13 protein-coding genes are annotated in these 13,777 nt (G+C 66.9%); 8 read left to right on the top strand and 5 right to left on the bottom strand.

Annotated elements, in window-relative coordinates; all coding sequences use genetic code 11:
- The first annotated feature begins 134 nt into the window (after positions 1-134).
- Positions 135-1,208, top strand: a complete 1,074-nt coding sequence (locus E3T61_RS10795; RefSeq protein WP_134640868.1) for an alkene reductase — start codon at positions 135-137, stop codon at positions 1,206-1,208.
- A gap of 70 nt (positions 1,209-1,278) precedes the next feature.
- Here E3T61_RS10795 and E3T61_RS10800 read toward each other — a convergent pair whose 3' ends face one another.
- Positions 1,279-2,469: an aminotransferase class I/II-fold pyridoxal phosphate-dependent enzyme gene (locus tag E3T61_RS10800; RefSeq protein WP_134640869.1), complete on the bottom strand. Its 1,191-nt coding sequence runs from the start codon at positions 2,467-2,469 to the stop codon at positions 1,279-1,281.
- 160 nt (positions 2,470-2,629) lie between these two features.
- Here E3T61_RS10800 and E3T61_RS10805 point away from each other — a divergent pair, with 160 nt between their 5' ends.
- The 7 genes from E3T61_RS10805 to E3T61_RS10835 all read left to right on the top strand — a co-directional run bounded on the left by E3T61_RS10805 (position 2,630) and on the right by E3T61_RS10835 (position 10,232).
- Entirely contained in the window at positions 2,630-3,172 is a 543-nt protein-coding gene (locus E3T61_RS10805; RefSeq protein ID WP_134640870.1) for a hypothetical protein, read from the top strand.
- Between the two features lie 410 nt (positions 3,173-3,582).
- Positions 3,583-4,056, top strand: a complete 474-nt coding sequence (locus tag E3T61_RS10810; RefSeq protein ID WP_134640871.1) for a hypothetical protein — start codon at positions 3,583-3,585, stop codon at positions 4,054-4,056.
- A 141-nt stretch (positions 4,057-4,197) separates the two neighbouring features.
- The gene (locus E3T61_RS10815; RefSeq protein WP_134640872.1) at positions 4,198-5,946 is read left to right on the top strand and encodes a S1C family serine protease; all 1,749 of its coding nucleotides are present in this window, start codon (positions 4,198-4,200) and stop codon (positions 5,944-5,946) included.
- Positions 5,947-6,110: 164 nt separating this feature from the next.
- Positions 6,111-7,172 carry a glycosyltransferase family 2 protein gene (locus E3T61_RS10820; protein WP_241992510.1) on the top strand — a complete coding sequence of 354 codons (1,062 nt, stop codon included), beginning with the start codon at positions 6,111-6,113 and terminating at the stop codon, positions 7,170-7,172.
- Positions 7,169-7,981, top strand: a complete 813-nt coding sequence (locus E3T61_RS10825; protein WP_134640873.1) for a CDP-alcohol phosphatidyltransferase family protein — start codon at positions 7,169-7,171, stop codon at positions 7,979-7,981. The genes E3T61_RS10820 and E3T61_RS10825 overlap by 4 nt, the downstream gene beginning before the upstream one ends.
- A 14-nt stretch (positions 7,982-7,995) precedes the next feature.
- Positions 7,996-8,862 (top strand): glycosyltransferase family 2 protein, encoded by an 867-nt coding sequence (locus E3T61_RS10830; RefSeq protein ID WP_134640874.1) that lies wholly within the window; start codon positions 7,996-7,998, stop codon positions 8,860-8,862.
- 86 nt (positions 8,863-8,948) lie between these two features.
- Positions 8,949-10,232 (top strand): hypothetical protein, encoded by a 1,284-nt coding sequence (locus E3T61_RS10835; protein ID WP_134640875.1) that lies wholly within the window; start codon positions 8,949-8,951, stop codon positions 10,230-10,232.
- Here E3T61_RS10835 and E3T61_RS10840 read toward each other — a convergent pair.
- The 4 genes from E3T61_RS10840 to E3T61_RS10855 all read right to left on the bottom strand — a co-directional run bounded on the left by E3T61_RS10840 (position 10,229) and on the right by E3T61_RS10855 (position 13,535).
- On the bottom strand, positions 10,229-11,110 hold the full coding sequence (locus E3T61_RS10840) for a hypothetical protein (protein WP_420898482.1): 882 nt from the start codon (positions 11,108-11,110) through the stop codon (positions 10,229-10,231). The two genes, E3T61_RS10835 and E3T61_RS10840, sit on opposite strands and share 4 nt — an antisense overlap.
- Before the next feature lie 112 nt (positions 11,111-11,222).
- A complete protein-coding gene (locus tag E3T61_RS10845; RefSeq protein WP_134640876.1) occupies positions 11,223-11,972 on the bottom strand; it encodes an ABC transporter ATP-binding protein in 750 nt (249 codons plus the stop codon).
- Positions 11,972-12,772: an ABC transporter permease gene (locus E3T61_RS10850; protein WP_241992511.1), complete on the bottom strand. Its 801-nt coding sequence runs from the start codon at positions 12,770-12,772 to the stop codon at positions 11,972-11,974. Before E3T61_RS10850 ends, E3T61_RS10845 begins: the two co-directional genes overlap by 1 nt.
- A 70-nt stretch (positions 12,773-12,842) precedes the next feature.
- Complete coding sequence (locus E3T61_RS10855; protein WP_134640877.1) at positions 12,843-13,535, bottom strand: phosphocholine cytidylyltransferase family protein; 693 nt, start codon at positions 13,533-13,535, stop codon at positions 12,843-12,845.
- Positions 13,536-13,777 lie beyond the last annotated feature (242 nt).

Raw genomic sequence — 13,777 nt, forward strand, 5'->3', positions numbered from 1 at the left:
CGCCGGCTATTCATATCCCGAGGCCCGGAATAGCGGGGCCGACAACACTGTTTGCTGAACGGGACGCTTGGCCGACCTCGGCGGCACAGCCGCGCATCCACTGCGTCCGCACCACACAGATATAGGAGTACTACGTGAGTCTTTTCACCCCGCTGAACCTCGGCGCCCTCGAATTGCCCAACCGGATGGTCATGGCACCGTTGACCCGGATGCGATCCGGTGTCGAAGGCATCCCCGGCGCGTTGAACATCGAGCACTACCGCCAGCGGGCCACCCTGGGCCTCATCGTGACCGAGGGCGTCTACCCCGACCAGGCCGGTCAGGGCTTCCCCGGCCAGCCAGGCTTGGTCACCGACGAACAGATCGACGGCTGGGCCAAGGTCGCCGACGCCGTGCACGCCGCCGGTGGACGCATCGTGGCTCAGATCATGCACGCCGGCCGCGTCACCCACCCCGAGACCAACGGCGGCCTCCAGATTGTCGCGCCCAGCGCCATCGCCATCCAGGGAGACAGCCACACCTACAAGGGCAAGCTGCCCTACCCGGTGCCGCGCGCCCTCACCCTCGAGGACCTGCCCGGCATCATCGACTGCTTCGTGCAGGCTTCCCGCAACGCCGTCGCGGCCGGCATGGACGGCGTCGAGATCCACGGTGCCAACGGGTACCTGCTGCACGAATTCCTCTCGCCGGCCTCCAACCAGCGTGACGACGTCTACGGCGGAACGCCCGAGAACCGGGCCCGTTTCGTCGTCGAGGTCGCCACGGCCGTCGCCGCGGCGATCGGCGCCGACCGGGTGGGCATCCGTATCTCCCCGCAGCACAACATCCAGGACGCCCTCGAGACCGACGACGCCGACGTGCTGGCCACCTATGGGGCCCTGGTCGATGGGCTGGCGCCGCTCAAGCTGGCCTACCTCAGCATCTTGAACCGCGACCCGTCCGGCGAACTGGTGCGCACCCTGCGCACCCGGTTCGAGGGACCGCTGCTGGTCAACACCGGCTTCAGCGAGGTCACCACGCGCGAGGAAGCGATCGCGCTGCTCGACGACGGCCTCGGAGACGGTGTCGTCGTGGGACGTGCCGTGATTGCCAACCCCGACCTCGTGCGTCGCTGGCTCGAGAACCTGCCGCTGAACGAGCCCAACCCGGCCACGTTCTACGGCCCGGATGCCGTCGGTTACACCGACTACCCGGCCTACGCGAACTAGCCCCAGCCGCCACCTGCCGGCACACGAAACGGCCCCCTGCTGCAGGGGGCCGTTTCGTGTGCCGGCCGTGTCACAGCCGGGCGAGCCGAGTGGCGGCCTCCTCGAGCACGTCGACGCGCTTGCAGAAGGCGAACCGCACCAGCGACGCGTACTGCGCCTTGTGCTCTGGCAGGCAGAACGCCGTGATCGGGATCCCGACCACCCCGGCCAGGTCGGGCAAAGCTCGGCAGAACTCGACGGCGTCCGGATGGCCGAGCGCGGCGGCATCCGCCACGATGAAGTACGACCCCTGCGGTGCCGAGAGGGTGAACCCCGCCGCGCTCAGCCCGCGGGCCAGCACGTCCCGCTTGGCCTGCAGGTCGGTGGCGATGCCCGTGTAGTAATTGTCGGGCAGGTCCAGTCCGACGGCCGTGGCCGGCTGGAACGGGGCACCGTTGACGTAGGTGAGGAACTGTTTGACGGCGAGGATCGCCGTGACGATGGCGGCCGGCGCGCTCAGCCAGCCCACCTTCCACCCCGTCGTGCTGAAGGTCTTGCCGGCCGAGGAGATCGTGACAGTGCGCTCGCCAGCACCGGGCAGCGTCGCGACCGGCAGGTGGGTCACGCCGAACGTGAGGTGTTCGTACACCTCGTCGGTCACGATCAGGGCGTCGTGCTTGTGGGCGAGGGCCACGACGAGTTCCAGGGTCTCCCGCGTGAAGACCGTGCCGGTGGGGTTGTGCGGGTTGTTGATCAGGATGACCCGGGTGCGGTCGGTCAAGACGGCGGCGAGTTCATCCAGGTCGGGTTGAAAATCGGGGGAGTGCAGCCGCACCGTGCGGTGCACGCCGCCGGCCAGGGCGATCAGGCCGCCGTAGGCGTCGTAGAACGGCTCGAAGGTCACCACTTCGTCACCCGGTTCGAGCAGCGCGAGCAGTGTCGCGGCGAGGGCTTCCGTGGCACCGGCGGTGACCAGCACCTCGGTGCCGGGGTCGACGGTCAGGCCGTAGAAGCGGTGCTGGTGGCGCGCAATCGCCTCGAGCAGCACCGGCGTTCCCCGCCCGGGCGGGTACTGGTTGACACCGTCGCTGATGGCCTGACGCGCGGCCTCGAGCACCACGGCCGGTCCGTCTTCGTCGGGGAAACCCTGGCCCAGGTTGATGGCACCGGTGCGCATGGCGAGGGCGCTCATCTCAGCGAAAATGCTCGCGGAGATGGTGCCGTCGGCGCCGAGGAGCCCGGCGCCTTGGGCGGTGCGCCGCCAGGCGCCGGAAATCGTCATGTGGTGACCTGCTGCATACCCCCAAATTTACGACATCCCGCCCTGCACTCGGTCCTGCCCGCCCGCCGGGGCCTGTGGATAACTCCCGCGCGGGGAGGGGTGGCTGCCCTACGGTGGCGGCATGGGGATCGTGGGCGTTGTGCGGAGAGGTGCAGGACGGGTGATCACTGCTGCCTGTGTGGGCGGTCTGCTGTTGGGTGCGGCGGGCTGTACGGCGGCTCCGAAATCCGCTCCGCCGTCGCCAACGTCCACGGTCGTCCCCATCTTCGCGTCCGACGAGGAGGCGCTCGCCGCGGCCACCGAGGCCTACGCGAACTACCTCCGTGTCCATGACGAATTCTGGGCGGAGGATGGTTCGTCTGAGGGCGAATACATGTCGCTGTCCACCGGAAGCGCTCACGACGGGGATGCAAAATCCATTGAGGAATGGCGAGCGAACGGATGGCGTGCGGTTGGAATCACAACTTTTGACTCAATACAGCTACAGAGCGTAGAGCTCGAGGACGGAGCGCAGCAGATCAGGACATACCTATGTCTCGATGTCAGTCAAGGAGACGTCATTGATAGCGAAGGCTTGTCCGTTGCTAAACCTGACCGACCGCTGCGTATGCCGCTCGAGGTCGAGTTTGAGGCGACATCGTCCACTTCAGTCGATTTGAAGATATCGAGGTCAGAGGTATGGTCCGGCGAAAACTTCTGTTGAGCACAGCTCTCGCACTCTCACTCTCACTGACCCAATCACTGAACTTCGATGCGCTGCTCAGACCCTCAATGGGGAACTGCTCCGTTGATGAAGTCCAGGTTGGCGTTTGCCCAGGGGCTTCCGTTGGCGATGGCGGGGTGAACGTCGGCGCGGAGCGGGAGGGTTTCACTCCAGGGCGGCAGGGTGATGGCGACGGAGGCAGCAGCGGGGGAGGCGACTGGCGTGAGGGGGTCTGGGACGGCTTGCCCGATGGTGTCAGTTTTGTCCCCGGGGGTGTGTCCGTCGACCGGGGTGACGCATCCGTCGGCCCTGGCGGACTGCCGAGGCGCTTGCCAAACGCGGTGCCGGCCGATCCCGCAGTGCCGGCGTGCCAGCCGCAGACTCCGTGCGACCCGGATCTCGTTGTGCGGGTGAGCGATCTGGTCAGCATCCCAGCCGACGCGCCCACCCAGGGGATGGAACCCAACGGCTGGATCGTGGTTGGCGTGCCTACCAACTTCTTCGCCACGGCGTCCGCGCATGCCCGGTCAGGGCCGCTTCTGGGCGCGGCGGCCGAGGTACGGTTCACCCCGGTGGGTTTTCGCTGGGACTACGGCGATGGAACATCCCGTACCTCGGCGAGTGGCGGGGCGAGTTGGGCGGCCCTGAACCTCCCCGAGTTCTCAGAAACCTCAACCAGCCATGTGTTCGAGCAACCCGGCACGGTATCGATCGGCCTGGTCGCGTCCTATGCGGCCGAATATCGCTTCGCCGGCGGAGAATGGCGCGCCGTGCAAGGCCTGGTGCTCGTGCCGACGACCCCGATCATCGCGATCGCCGACCGGGCAGACACGGTTCTTGTTGCCGAGTCCTGCTCCATCAACCCCAGCGGTCCCGGCTGCTGAGCGATACTTGAGTGAATCGTTCCGGTGCGCAGTTCCTCGAGCCGGGCAAGGTCACGGCTTCATCATTGACTGCTCCCAGTCTGCGCATATCAAACGTTCAGCTTCAGGCGAGAAGCTATCTTCGCTTGGAAGGAGCACATCATGACCGACAACACTCAGGACCCGGGCACCACCCCCGACGAGCCTCAGGACAGCGCACCGATCGAGGTCAACTCGTCGGGTGAAGCCGTTCCGGGCAACACAAACGTTCCGCCCACCGATCCCACGGACGCACAGCCCACGGCGGTGCAGCCCACCGTTCCCCGGCCGGCAGACAACCAGCCCACCGAGGTTCTCGGCTCTGGAGACGGCACGGTCGCCGCCCAGACCCCTCAGGCTCCCGCCGCTCAGACGCCGGCCGCCCAGACGCCGGCACCCGTCGCAGCCGACCACCAGGCCGCTGCCCATCAGGCTGCTGCCGCCCAGGCCGCAGCTCACCAGGCTGCAGCGCAGCCGACGCACCCCTACACTCAGGCTCCGGCGCAGGCCGCGGCCTACCCCACGGATGCCTTCGGTCGTCCCATTCCGGGCCCGGACGGGTCCACCCCGATTTACGCTCCCACCGCCGCCCAGCAGCAGGCGTACGCCAACGCGAACGGGTACCCCGCCCAGCCCTCCGTTGGCAAGGCCCCCAAGGACCCCAACCGGCGCAAGGGCAACGTCGCGTTCGTCGCCGCCCTCGCCATCGCCGCCCTGGTCGGCGGCGTCTCCGCCGCCGGCGTCTCCGCGCTGGTCTACTCGAGCCAGAGCAACGGCACCCCGGCCAGCCAGGCCCAGGGGCCGAGCACTGTGGTCGTCAACGACACCGAGAGCGTCAACGAGATCACCGCCGTTGCCGCCAAGGCCTCACCGAGCGTCGTCACGATCGAGGTCGCCGCGGGCGATTCCGGCGGAACCGGGTCGGGCGTCATCCTGAGCGAAGACGGCTACATCCTCACCAACACCCACGTCGTCACGCTCGACGGCGCCGCGTCCGACGCGGCTATCCAGGTGAAGGCCAGCGACGGCAAGCTCTACGAGGCCACTCTGATCGGCACCGACCCGGTCTCCGACCTCGCCGTGATCAAGCTGAACGACGCGTCCGGCCTCACGCCCATCACCTGGGCGGACTCGAGCGACCTCAACGTCGGCGACACCGCCATCGCGATCGGCGCCCCGCTCGGCCTGTCCGGCACCGTCACCAACGGCATCGTCAGCGCCCTCAACCGCAGCATCACCGTGGCCTCCTCTGCCGCCCCGACCACGCCCGACGAGACCACGCCGGACGAGGGCGACGGCAACTTCTTCAACTACGACCTGCCGAACAGGGACGGTTCGACCCCCGACACCCAGGCCCCGCAGAGCAGCATCTCGCTCTCCGTCATCCAGACGGATGCCGCGATCAACCCCGGCAACTCCGGCGGCGCACTGCTCAACAGCAAGGGTGAACTGATCGGCATCAACGTGGCCATCGCCAACGCCGGTGGCAGCTCGACCTCCACCACGGCGGGGAGCATCGGTGTCGGCTTCTCGATCCCGGCCAACCTGGCCAAGCGGGTCTCCGATGAGATCATCGAGAGCGGATCCGCCTCACACGGCCTGCTCGGAGCCAGCGTCACCAGCGCCACCAGCACCGACAGTGCCACAGTCGGGGCCCTGATCAGCGAGGTGTCATCCGGAGGAGCCGCCCAGAAGGCCGGGCTCAAGGCCGGTGACGTTGTCACCAACTTCAACGGCGTTCCCATCACCGACGCCACCGACCTCACCGCCCAGGTGCGCACCCTCGCGGCCGGCGACTCCGCCGACCTCATCTACGTGCGCGACGGCAAGTCCGTGACGGTCTCCGTCACCGTGGGCGAGCTCACCAGCTAGCCCGCGTCAGCTCCTTCCTTCCAACTGCGCCGCCGGTCCCGAACCGGCGGCGCAGTTCTGCGTATCGGCCGGTTCCGGCCGTTCGCGGGTGCCGCACAGGCAACGCGACCCGAGTGAAAAGACTCGGCTGCTAGGCTCAGGCGATTGCCCGAATGAGTGGAAAGATGGCCAGCCCAGTGCAGGAGAGCGCAGACACAGTGCTGATCGGCGTCTCGTACATCATGCCGGTGCTCAACGAGGCCAGCCATGTGCGAGCCGCGGTGCAGAGCCTGCTCGAGCAGGACTACGACGGACCCTTCGAGGTCACCCTCGCCCTCGGACCGAGCATCGACGGCACGACGGAACTCGTTGAGGAGATGGCCGCGGTGGACCCGCGCATCCGCGTCGTCGCCAACGAGGTCGGGTCGACCCCTGCGGGCCTCAACATCGCCATTCGCGCCTCCAGCTACCCCGTCGTGATCCGTGTCGACGCCCACTCCGTGCTCCCGAGCGACTACGCCCGCATCGCTGTCGAGACCCTGCAGCGCACCGGTGCCGACAACGTCGGCGGCATCATGGATGCCCAGGGCACCGCACCGTTCCAACAGGCCGTCGCCCGCGCCTACGGCACCCGCATCGGCCTGGGCGGAACCCCGTTGCACGTCGGCGGGCCTGAGGGGGAGGCCGAGACGGTGTACCTCGGCTGCTTCCGCCGTGACAGCCTGCTGCGGGTGGGAATGTTCGACGAGGGCATCAAGCGTGGCCAGGACTGGGAACTCAACCGCCGTCTGCGCGAGCACGGCGGCTCGGTCTGGTTCACGCCCGCGTTGAAGGTCATCTACCGGCCGCGGCCCAGCCTGTCCCGACTGGCTCGCCAGATGGTCTCGACCGGGCTCTGGCGGGGCGAACTGGCCCGCAGGTACCCCGAATCGAACGGGCTGCGCTACTTCGCTCCGCCCGTCATGGTGCTCGGCGTCTCGCTCGGCATCCTGCTGGGCCTTGCCGGCCTGGTCCAGGTGCTCCTGGGCGGTCCGGGCTGGCTGCTGCTGGGGTTCGTGGCCCCACTGGCCTACCTACTCATCGTTCTCGCCGCCACGGTCGCGTCCACCCGCGCCGACGGCGTTCGTGTCGCGCTCTGGTTTCTCGTAGTCTTGCCGTGCATTCACTTCTGCTGGGGCGTCGGCTTTCTGCTCGGTTACCTCAAGCTCACCACCAACATCTCGGCACACACGGGAAGACATCAATGACGTCTGCTTCGCCCAACACGGCTCGGCCCTCTTCGATCGCCGAGCTTCGTGCCGTCGCGCAACCTCCCGAGGTGCGGATGCGCGCCAACGCCGAGCACTGGACGGCCTCGCTCTACCTGCGTGATCTGTCGCCGTATCTCACCTGGATGCTGCTGAAGACGCGCATCTCGGCCAATGGTGTCACCGGCCTGATGATCCTCGTCGGCTGGTCCACCGCCGCGGCCCTGCTGATCCCCGGCATCTGGGGCGCCCTGCTCGCGCTGGTGCTCGGCCAGCTGCAAATGCTGGTCGACTGCTGCGACGGCGAGGTCGCCCGCTGGCGCAAGACATCGTCGCCCGCCGGCGTGTTCCTCGACAAGGTCGGGCACTACTCCACCGAAGCCCTGATCCCCATCGCCCTGGGCATCCGCGCCGCCGCCTACCCGTTCGAGGCACCGGCCGACTTCCTGTTCACCACCTTGGGCCTTGCCCTCGCACTGCTGATCGTGCTCAACAAGGCGCTCAACGACATGGTGCACGTGGCCCGCGCCAACGCCGGCCTGCCCAAGCTGGCCGACAACAAGGGCGAGAAGGTGCCGCAGGCCGGCCTGATCGCCACCCTGCGCCGCCTGGCGAGGTTCCTGCCGTTCCACCGCCTGTACCACTCGGTGGAAATGACCATGGTGATCTTCGTTGCCGCGGTCATCGGCCTGGTCGCCGGACAGCCGGTCACCGACCGGGTCTTCCTGGCCGTGCTCGTTCCGCTCGCCTTCCTCGCGTTGATGGGCCACTTCCTGGCGATCATGGCGTCGAAGCGGGTGCGCTCCTGAGTTCAGGCGACAGCATGCCCGTCACCGTCGGCGTCGTCGTGCTCACCCAGGGCCGTCGTCCGGACGACCTGGAGCGCGGCATCCGCAGTCTGCTCGCCCAGCAGGATGTGCAGCTCGACATCGTCTGTGTCGGCAACGGCTGGCAGCCCACCGGACTGCCCGACGGCGTCGCCGCCCTCGCCCTGCCCGAGAACCTGGGCATCCCCGCCGGCCGCAACCGCGGGGTGGAGCACGTCACCGGCGACTACCTGTTCTTTCTGGACGACGACGCCAGCCTGCCGGACCCCCGGTTCCTGATCGACGCCGTGACCGTGCTGCGCGCCGATCCCAGCATCGGGCTGTTGCAACCGCAAGTGGTCGACCCGGCCGGTCTCACCGCGCCGCGCCGGTGGATCCCGCGCATCCGCAAGGGCGAAGCCACCGAATCCGGCGCCGTCTTCTCGGTGTGGGAAGGCGCAGTGCTGATGCCGCGGCCGGTCTTCGACGCCACCGGCGGTTGGGCCGAACCGTTCTTCTACGCCCACGAGGGCATCGAGCTGGCCTGGCGGGTCTGGGACCAGGGCCTGCGCACCTGGTACGCCGGCGACCTGGTGGCGAACCACCCGGTGATCCTGCCCACCCGGCACGCCGATTTCTACAGGCTCAATGCCCGCAACCGGGTGTGGATCGCCCGGCGCAACCTGCCGGTGCCGTTGATGCCGCTCTACGTGGGGTCCTGGACGGTGATCCAGGTGCTGCGCGGCGCCCGCGACCCGGCCGCCCTGAAGGCCTGGTTCCGCGGCTGGTGGGAAGGCTGGACCACCGACCCGGGCGAGCGGCGGCCGCTGTCGGCGCGTACCATCTGGCGGATGACCCGCGCCGGCCGGCCCCCCGTCATCTGACCGCATCGCCTAACGATTGGCTACCGGTGCGCCTCATCCGGGGGTCAGTAGGCCTTAGGTCCCACCTCGGTGGGTAGGCTGGAACGGTGGTAAGCAGGAAAGACGTCCGACTCGCAGCAAAGCTGGTGAAGGATGTGCTCGGTTCCCGCAAGGCCCAGCGTCTCCTGACCGAGCGCCTCGCCGTGCGCGGCCCGTTGCCTGCGCATACCTACAAGATCGCCGTGTACTTCGCGGATGGGCCGGTCAACCTCTACCAGATGCGCCAGTGGTACAAGCCGCTCGCCAAGCTCGCCGAGACCTGGCCAGTGGTCATCCTGAGCCGCACCGCCGGCGGCACGAATAAGCTGCTCGAGGAAAGCCCGATACCGGTCGCCTACGTGCGCAAGGTGGTCGACCTTGAACGGGTGATCGCTGAGCAGGACATCCGGATCGTCCTCTACGTCAACCAGAATTCCCGCAACTTCCAGATGATGCGCTACGGGCGCCGCTGGCACGTTTTCATCAACCATGGTGAGAGCGACAAGATGTACATGACCACCAACCAGTTCAAGGCGTATGACTACTCGTTCGTCGCCGGCCAGGCTGCTGTCGACAGGCTCGGCAAGGTGCTCTGGGACTACGACTTCGACAAGCGGGCGATCGCCATCGGTCGACCCCAGGCTGACCACTATTCCGGCCTGCTGCCGTACACGCCCGATGAGCGCACGGTCGTGCTCTACGCGCCCACCTGGGAAGGCGACCGTGCCGCCGCCGCCTACGGGTCCATCGCCACACACGGCGTGGCTCTCGTCACGGCGCTGTTGCGAAGCCCCCGGCACCGGGTGATCTACCGTCCGCACCCGCGCTCCGGAGTCGTCGACCACGAATACGGTGTGGCGAACAAGCAGATCATGGCCGCCATCACGGCCGCGAACGGCCGCGACGCCGGTGCCCAGCACATAGTCGACACTGGCGCTGAACTCGGCTGGCAACTGTCCGCCGCTGATGTGGCCATCGTGGACATCTCGGCGATGGTCTACGACCGGCTCGCGTCAGGCAAGCCGCTCATGGTGACACGGCCATTGAACCCTCACGCCGCCATCGACACCAGCGGATACCTGTCCGACTGCGAGTGGCTCGATGCCGGTGACACCGCTGGCATCGTGGAGACTCTGGACGAGCTTGTCAGCGACAGTGGCGCCGAGCAGCGGCTGCAGGTCTGGGTGGAGCAGTACTTCGGCGATCCGACCCCTGGCGCACCGACGGCGCGATTCCATGCAGCGGTCGAGCACCTGATGGCAGAGTGGGACCGCTTCGCCGAGGTGAACGCCGACGTCGATGACGGCCTGGCCGAGTTCGTCGACGACGTCAGCGAGATCGAAGAGGTCTAGCCCTCCGCAGGGTCGACCTGGTCTGCGGGCGCGCTCCTGCGGCGCAGCGGGCGGGGGAGGGCCTTGAGCGCCCCGTGACCCAACTGAGTGAGCCGGTTGCCGGGTACCACGGTGCCGTTCTGCAGCGTGATGGTGTGCACCTTCGGGTCCAGCTCGGCGCCGAACCAGGCGGGCGCCTGGCCGAACGCGAGCCTGGACGAGCCGACGACGCGTTTGCCGAGAATGTGGTTGCCCATTCCGCCGATGACGGCGCCGATGCCGAACGGCACGGCCTTGCCGATCAGGCTGGCTCCGCCCTTGGCGGCGAACTGCCGGATGAAGGAACGCTTCAGGCGGTCGGTCAGCGGGCCCATGATGGCCCGGGGGAGGCTGGTGGTCACCAGTTCGCCCCAGTACGCCGTGCGCGCCACGCCGCCGCCGGTGACCTGGCCGGCCAGCTGGCGCACCAGGTCGGAACCCTCGTGGCCGAGCATCATGGTCATCACCAAGGCCCTGGCCCGCTCGGGGTCGCTCACCGTGATGCCGTGAACCTCGCTGATGGACTGCGAGAACAGCGCGGTCGCTTCGAGGAACCCGGCCGTCTCAACGCCCGACAGTGCGAGGGTGATGCCGGTGCCCACTCCGGGGATCACGGCGGTCGCACCGACGGCGGCGCCACCGCTGGTCACCGCGGCGAGATAACGCCGCTCCAGGATGCGCACGAGCTGCTCCGGGGTGGCATCCGGGTGACGGTGGCGGATGCTGCGAATGTGCGCGAGAACTGCCGGGCGGTGGATTGCCATGACCCTGTCGAACCCGGTGGCGACCCCGGTGGGCAGCTGGCCGCCCCGCGGCAGTCCGCCGGTGGGCGACAGCAGTGGTGTGGGCTTCTTGGCCATGGTGCGGTCCTCCTCGGGTGCGCAAAGCATGAGTTTACGGTTCGAAACTGAGCGTCGGCGAGATAATTCCCAGTCAGATGCGGTGCGTTGGCCGTGACGAATTGAGGTCGGGTTACGTCGCCGGTTTGATGCCGTATTCAGCGTTGTACCGGTCGAGCACCTCGTTGATCGGGGCGTCGAGGACGAGGGCGCCCTTGTCGAGATAGAGGCCTCTGGCGCAGAAACGCCGCAGATCGCGTTCGTTGTGCGAGACGAAGAACAGGGTGCGTCCGCCCGCGAGGAGCTCTTCGATGCGGCGGTAACACTTCTCGCGGAAGGCCTTGTCGCCGACGGCCAACACCTCGTCGACGAGGATGATCGGCTCCTCGAGCCTGGAGATCACGGCGAACGCGATGCGCACCTTCATACCGCTGGAGAGGTGCTTGTACGGGGTGTCGATGAAATCGGCGATCTCGGCGAACGCGATGATGTCGTCGAATCTGGAATCGATCTGCTTGCGGGTCATGCCATGCAGACCCGCGGTGAGGTAGACGTTGTCGCGCACGGTGAGGTCGTCGACGAAGCCTCCGGTGATCTCGATCAGCGGGGCGACCCCCTCGATGACGTTCACGGTGCCCTCGTCGGGCAGGACAACGCCGGTCACCAGCTTGAGCAGGGTGGACTTGCCTTGGCCGTTCCGGCCGACGACTCCGATGGCCTCTCCACGTTGCACTGTGAACGACACGTTCTGCAGCGCCCAGAACTCACCGGGCCTGGTGCGACGGCGGGTGCTGGCGAACAGGTCCTTGAAGCTGCGGCGGCTGCGTCGGTTGCGGCGGAACCTGATCCCGACGTCGTTCAGGGAGATGACGGTCTCGGTCATCAGATCTCCTTCAGAACGGCGCGCTCGGTGCGTGAAAAGACCAGCAGACCGATCCCGAGGAAGGCCACGGACATGACCGCGCTGACGGTCACGACGAACCAATCCAGTTCGCCAGGGAAGAACGCGGCACGGTAGAGGCTGAAGATACCGCTGAGCGGGTTGAATGCCGCCCAGAAATGCAGCTGTTCCGGCAGGTCGCTGGTGCCGTAGATGATCGGCGACGCATAGAACAGGAAGCGCAGGATGAGCTTGACGGCTCGTTCGAGGTCGCGGAAGAACACGACCAGCGGGGCCACGATCAAGCCGACGCCGGCGGTGAGGATGGCCTGGATGATGATGGCCAGCGGAAAGAAGATCGCGTCAATGCTGATCTCGGCACCGGACCAGATGGCGAAGAGGATCAGGACGGGGATGGCGGCGACGAACTCGATGCCTTTGGAGAGCACGAGGCGGTTCACCCAGATGGTGCGGGGGATGCGGGTGGAGCGGATCAGCTTCGCTTCGCGCAGGAAGGCCCGGGTGCAGTCGGAGACGGCACCGTTGAACCACATCCACGGCAGGAGCGCGGCGAGCAGGAAGACGATGTACGGGTCGTTGCCCACGGTGCGCTGGAAAACCTGGGTGAAAACGAACCAGTAGATGCCGGCCATAACGAGCGGGTCGAGGATCGACCAGAAGTAGCCGAGCACAGACGTTGAGTACCGCACCCGCAGGTCGCGCTGGGTCAGCAGCCAGAGGGAATGACGGTAACGCGCAAACGGGGTGCGCTGTTCAGGACGCACCTGAGCGTAACTACTCACGCGCTCTATCGTATGGGAGCGAAATGGGGCGCCGCGCCATCGGCGGCGGCGCCCCACGGCTGCAGACTGATCAGACGAACAGGTTGGCGCGCTCGAGGTCCTCGGCGAAGTCGACCTCGACTGCGTAGAAGTCCGAGATGTCGACGGGTTCGACGAGCATGCGGTTCTTCTCGATGGCGAGCTCGATGCCGCGCTCAAAGTAGTCCTGGTCGGCGACCTTGCTGAGGTGGTGGATCAGCATGGCCTTGTCGGCACCGGACACGTAGTTGATGCCAACGGCCTCGCCGAGACCGTTCTTCACGGTCTTGGAGAGCTCCTTGATGTAGCCCTCGGCGCTCGTCGTGTACTTGACTTCCTCGTCAGAGACCTTGGACGTGTTGACCGTGACGAAGGACTGGTCGCGCTTCATCATCGCTGCGGCGCGGTCGAGGATGGCGGGATCGAAGACGACGTCGCCGTTCATCCACAGCACGCCACCGTTGGCGGATGCGCGAAGGGCGCGCAGCAGGCTCTTGGACGTGTTGGTCACGTCGTACTGCTCGTTGTAGACGAAGGACGCCTGCGGGAAGGCCTCGATGATGTGCTCGAGCTTGTAGCCGACGACGATGGTGACCTTGGTCTTCTTGCCGAAGGCGTGCTCGATGTTGTCGAACTGCTGCTGCATGATCGTGCGGCCGTCATTGAGTTCGGTCAAAGGTTTGGGCAGCGAGCGGCCGAGACGGCTGCCCATTCCTGCTGCAAGTATTACTACCTGGGTGGTCACGAATATCTCCTAAGAAAGATCTGGGTGGCCCCGCGGCAGCCGGACGTTTTAGCCGAGTTTGCCTGCGGTTCACCCTTAAGTTCACGTATAGACACTCCGTTATGCCACCTTCAGACTAGCCGACCACCCCGTTCCGGGGGAAGAGACGACCCAATGCGTGTCCGGATCGTAACGATGGTGCGGCCCCACGACCGGGGATTCCAGTGGTGAATCCGGTCGAAAACTTGGTGGGAATACGCCTG

Source organism: Cryobacterium lactosi (genome assembly GCF_004403945.1).
Classification (GTDB): Bacteria; Actinomycetota; Actinomycetes; order Actinomycetales; family Microbacteriaceae; genus Cryobacterium; species Cryobacterium lactosi.

Bases quoted from the DNA above. Each gene is read 5' to 3' on its own strand.
- E3T61_RS10800 (WP_134640869.1), bottom strand. From the start codon at position 2,469: ATGACGATTTCCGGCGCCTGGCGGCGCACCGCCCAAGGCGCCGGGCTC.
- E3T61_RS10815 (WP_134640872.1), top strand. From the start codon at position 4,198: ATGACCGACAACACTCAGGACCCGGGCACCACCCCCGACGAGCCTCAG.
- E3T61_RS10820 (WP_241992510.1), top strand. From the start codon at position 6,111: ATGGCCAGCCCAGTGCAGGAGAGCGCAGACACAGTGCTGATCGGCGTC.
- E3T61_RS10825 (WP_134640873.1), top strand. From the start codon at position 7,169: ATGACGTCTGCTTCGCCCAACACGGCTCGGCCCTCTTCGATCGCCGAG.
- E3T61_RS10830 (WP_134640874.1), top strand. From the start codon at position 7,996: ATGCCCGTCACCGTCGGCGTCGTCGTGCTCACCCAGGGCCGTCGTCCG.
- E3T61_RS10840 (WP_420898482.1), bottom strand. From the start codon at position 11,110: ATGGCCAAGAAGCCCACACCACTGCTGTCGCCCACCGGCGGACTGCCG.
- E3T61_RS10845 (WP_134640876.1), bottom strand. From the start codon at position 11,972: ATGACCGAGACCGTCATCTCCCTGAACGACGTCGGGATCAGGTTCCGC.